Origin of the sequence: Pseudoalteromonas sp. APC 3358, assembly GCF_030408075.1 — a bacterium.
GTDB lineage: Bacteria > Pseudomonadota > Gammaproteobacteria > Enterobacterales > Alteromonadaceae > Pseudoalteromonas > Pseudoalteromonas arctica.
Window position 1 is genome coordinate 1 of the sequence record NZ_JASDCE010000046.1, and the last position, 657, is coordinate 657.

At 38.5% G+C, this 657-nt stretch carries 1 protein-coding gene; it reads right to left on the bottom strand.

Going from position 1 to position 657, the window contains the following annotated elements; genetic code table 11:
- Nucleotides 1-221 precede the first annotated feature (221 nt).
- On the bottom strand, nucleotides 222-509 hold the full coding sequence (locus tag QL995_RS21650; RefSeq protein ID WP_197119137.1) for a hypothetical protein: 288 nt from the start codon (nucleotides 507-509) through the stop codon (nucleotides 222-224).
- Between the last annotated feature and the right edge of the window lie 148 nt (nucleotides 510-657).

Sequence of the window (657 nt, forward strand, 5' to 3'; positions counted from 1 at the left end):
ACAGTTTACCGTGGGTGAATAATATCTATTAGATCACAGCGAACAGATGGATTCAAGGTTAAAAAGCAACCAACCAAGAATAGTTGGATACGTTCCTAAAAAGAGTAATTCTACAGCCTCAACGCCCCAATAAGGGGCTAAAAATTGTTTGCTAAAATGTGTAGCGAAGCGAAACCGAGCAAACTGTTTTTAGTCCCGCTTGATTGGCTTGTTATGTGTATTTACGCCAACATTTGGGTTGGAGAAAAATCTACTTTCCAAATGTCCAACTCGTATAAATTCCCTTGCTTATCTATGTTTAACGCTGCCGATACAGGAGTACCATCCAAATCTTTAAACATATATTCAGCGATCTCTTGACCAAGTTGACGGCTGTCATAGTTATAACCTATAGCTAAACTTCCCATTCCACCATCATTCATTGGATTGACAAGTAATTGGGAAATATCTACTTCCAACTTAGCCATCTTAAGCAGTTTAGTAATTATTACAATTTCAGTTGGATTCAAATTCCGCATAAGAGATACACATAACGCCCCAATATGCCGACGAAAAGAGCGCAGCGAGTTGAGGTCGGAATAATTGGTTTGTTAGTTTGCAATTGCCACCTTTACTACCCAAGATGATGCGTTATCTTGCTTTATTAAGCGAATATCA